The sequence below is a fragment of the Arthrobacter sp. SPT-J7 genome, from assembly GCF_059089965.1.
Genome location: NZ_JBNHFF010000309.1, coordinates 1 through 3,033 on the forward strand (window position 1 = coordinate 1; position 3,033 = coordinate 3,033).

Annotated in this window: 5 protein-coding genes; 1 reads left to right on the forward strand and 4 read right to left on the reverse strand. The window is 65.1% G+C overall.

All coding sequences use genetic code 11. From position 1 onward, the window contains the following. From AC5RWX_RS31805 to AC5RWX_RS31820, 4 genes are all read right to left on the reverse strand, one after another. Positions 1–1,037, reverse strand: a 1,037-nt coding sequence (locus AC5RWX_RS31805) for a glycoside hydrolase family 1 protein (RefSeq protein ID WP_494100175.1), incomplete at its 3' end; no start/stop codon positions are given. A 173-nt stretch (positions 1,038–1,210) separates the two neighbouring features. Next, positions 1,211–1,588: a hypothetical protein gene (locus tag AC5RWX_RS31810; protein WP_458779578.1), complete on the reverse strand. Its 378-nt coding sequence runs from the start codon at positions 1,586–1,588 to the stop codon at positions 1,211–1,213. A gap of 77 nt (positions 1,589–1,665) precedes the next feature. Further along, positions 1,666–2,085 carry a J domain-containing protein gene (locus AC5RWX_RS31815; protein WP_494100176.1) on the reverse strand — a complete coding sequence of 140 codons (420 nt, stop codon included), beginning with the start codon at positions 2,083–2,085 and terminating at the stop codon, positions 1,666–1,668. Between the two features lie 82 nt (positions 2,086–2,167). Next, a complete protein-coding gene (locus tag AC5RWX_RS31820) occupies positions 2,168–2,593 on the reverse strand; it encodes an Hsp20/alpha crystallin family protein (RefSeq protein WP_494100178.1) in 426 nt (141 codons plus the stop codon). Between the two features lie 138 nt (positions 2,594–2,731). On the opposite strand from AC5RWX_RS31820, the gene AC5RWX_RS31825 reads away from it, so the two are divergent. Then, positions 2,732–3,033: MerR family transcriptional regulator (locus tag AC5RWX_RS31825; protein WP_494100177.1), on the forward strand; the 302-nt coding region annotated here is incomplete at its 3' end.

Genomic DNA, 3,033 nt, shown 5'->3' on the forward strand with positions numbered 1-3,033 from the left:
ATGTCTGCCTCCGGCCAGGTTTCCACGTGGAAGGGGGTTCCGCCGCTGCCCGCCGCGCTGAGGTCGCTGCCCATGGCTTCGGCCATGCTCGCCGGCACCGCGCCGGCGCCGGGCCCGACTGCCACCTTGGTGGGCATGTAGTAGTTGAGCCCGTAAAAATCGAGCGGCTGGGAAATGAGCTCCATGTCCTCCGCAGGATGCTCGAAGGAGCTGAAGAACTTTGCCGCCCGGATCAGGTCCGGATATTTTCCGGTCAGCACGGGATCCGCATAAAGACGGTTCTGGGCCAGGTCCATCAGGTTGGCGCTGATCCGGTCCAGCGGGTTAATGGAATTCGGGACCATGGGCGAGTACACGTTGGTCATGCCGATTTCGCCCGGGACGTTCGCGGCACGCAGGGCCTGCACGGCCAGGCCATGGCCCAGCAGTTGGTGATGGACTGTGGGGAAGGCGTTCAGGACAAGCTCCTTGCCCGGCGAGTGCAGGCCGAGCGAGTACCCGTTGGTGCTCACGGTGGCGGGCTCGTTGATGGTCACCCACCGGGCCACCCTGTCGCCGAACTTCCCGGCGAGGATGGCGGCATACTCCCCCAGGCGGTAGGCGGTGTCGCGGTTCATCCAGCCGCCGGCCTCATCCAGGGCCAGGGGCGTGTCCCAGTGGTAGATCGTGGCCATGGGTGAGATTCCGTTGGCAAGGAGTTCGTCCAGCAGGCGGTCGTAAAAGGCCAGGCCGGCGGGGTTTGCCGGGCCGCTTCCCGTGGGTTGGATGCGGGGCCAGGCGAACGAGAACCGGTACGAGTCCACACCCAGCTGCCTCATGAGTGCCACGTCCTGGGGCATGCGGTGGTAGTGGTCGCATGCCACGGCCGGGCTGTGGTCCTCTACGATGGCACCGGGCTTGCGGGAAAACACGTCCCAGCCTGCAGGTCCGCGGCCGTCCTCATCCAGCGCACCTTCGATCTGGAAGGCGGCGGTGGCCACGCCGAGCGTGAACCCCGGCGGGATGAGTGCGGCGAGGTCCCTGGCGGAAATGTGCATTGAATCAACCCTTACTACGGACAGGACGGTACCCGCGCCGGTGGATCAACCGACGCGGGGTCAGGACATATCCTTGCACGATTCCGTTGCTGCTGGTGACCGTGCTGCCAGGGTCCGGGCATGGATGTAAAAATGGGGAAGTTCGTCGGCAATTTTGCTGAGCCGCCCGCCAATTATTGGTCGCCGAACAGGAACTCCTTCGCGTGCGCCACGGCCTTGCGGAAGGCATCGTTCCGCAGCGTGACCAAATGCTCCGTTTCGCCGTCGGCGGGTTCGAGGTAGCCGGTATAACCGGGCCGCAGCACCCAGATGTCGCCCGCGGGCGGGAGGTAGAACACGCCGAAGGACCTTTGCTGCTTCTCGTCGTTCGTCCATACCGGCACCACGGCCAGCGCCGCACCGGTTGCGGGGTTGATCCACTGGGCACGTGGCAAGGGCTCCTCATGCGCTTCCGGATCCAGGAATGGAGCAGTGCCCTGGCCCCACCGCTGTTCGAAGCGCTCGTGGAAGGCAGGCATCAGGTGTGAATCGTAGCGGCGCCAATCGCTCATGCAGTTCTCCGCCTCTCGAAGGGGATGCCCGGGAGGGATCGCCCGGGCCAGCTACGGTATGACAGGTGCACTGGCAGCTAGGCCCATGGGCCGCTTTCCCAGTGAACGGGGGTGATTCGAATGGTGTTCCCAGGCGGACCGGCCGGGTGCCGGACCTTACGCACCGGGATGTCCGTCCCGGTGCGGGGCGCCGGCGCTGCTCGGGCTGCCGGTTCTGCCTTCCTAACGCGGTCATACGCTGCCCGCCGGGCAGGATCGCGCAGGACGGCGAAAGCCTGCATGATCCGCAGCAGCTCCGCTTCGGGTGGAGTGCCTCCCGAAGCATCGGTCCCCGGCGCCCCGCGCTGCACACCCTCCTGGACCCCTGACGCTCCCCTTCCGCCTTCCATGTCCGGATGGTGGTTGCGCATCAGGGCACGGTAGGCGCGCGAGATCTGCTGCCGGGTGGCGTCGGGCGGGATATGCAGGGTGGCGTAGTAATCCGGGGTTTGGCTCATGGCAGTCTTCAGGTTACAGCTGCAGTTCCGAATGGGGGCGGCGCAGGGCAACCGCGGTTTCCCCTGCGCCGCCCACCAAGGCCTAGGTTCCGATCTGTTGCATCTGGCCCTGCTGCGTCTCGACTTCGATTTTGCGCGGCTTGGCCTTTTCCGCCACGGGGATCCGCAGCGTCAGGACACCTTGGTCGTAGCTGGCCTTGACGTTGTCCGTGTTCAGGGTGTCCCCCAGGATCAACTGGCGGCTGAAGACGCCGCGGGGACGCTCGGATGCCACCAGCTCCACGTTGGGCTGGGTGGGGTCCTGGCGTTCCGCGCGGACCGTGAGGACGTTGCGCTCAACGTTCAGGTCCAGCGAATCGAGCTTGACGCCCGGAAGATCGAAGGCCACCACAAATTCACCGTCTTCCTGCCAGGCATCCATGGGCATGGCGGCCGGGCGGGCGGCGGTTCCGAAGACCTGCTGCGTGAGCCGGTCCAGCTCACGGAACGGGTCCGTGCGCATTAACATCATTTCCCACTCCTTCAGCTTCTTAAGATGTTGGGTCGGTACCATATCCACTGCCATGATCTATGGTCATGGATATAGATTTTTTATAGCACTCGTGGGAAACTGAAGCAAGACTCATCGAGAATTTTTGGAGACCTGATGGCAGAGCGGGAAGCGGGACGGGCGCCAGTGCCCGCGAAGGGCCGGGCTTTGTATGCCATCTCGGTGGCGGCAAAGCTGGCCGGCACCGGCCAGCAGAACATCCGCCTTTATGAGACGCGGGGCCTGCTGACGCCGTCGCGCACTTCCGGCGGCACGCGGCAATACAGCGATGCGGACATCGCGGTACTGCTGCGCATCGGGGAACTGCTGGACCAGGGCCTGAACCTCGCCGGCGTTGCCAAGGTGCTGGAGCTGGAGGAAGCCAACGTCAAGCTCCACCGGGCCCTCAAGCGGGCGCG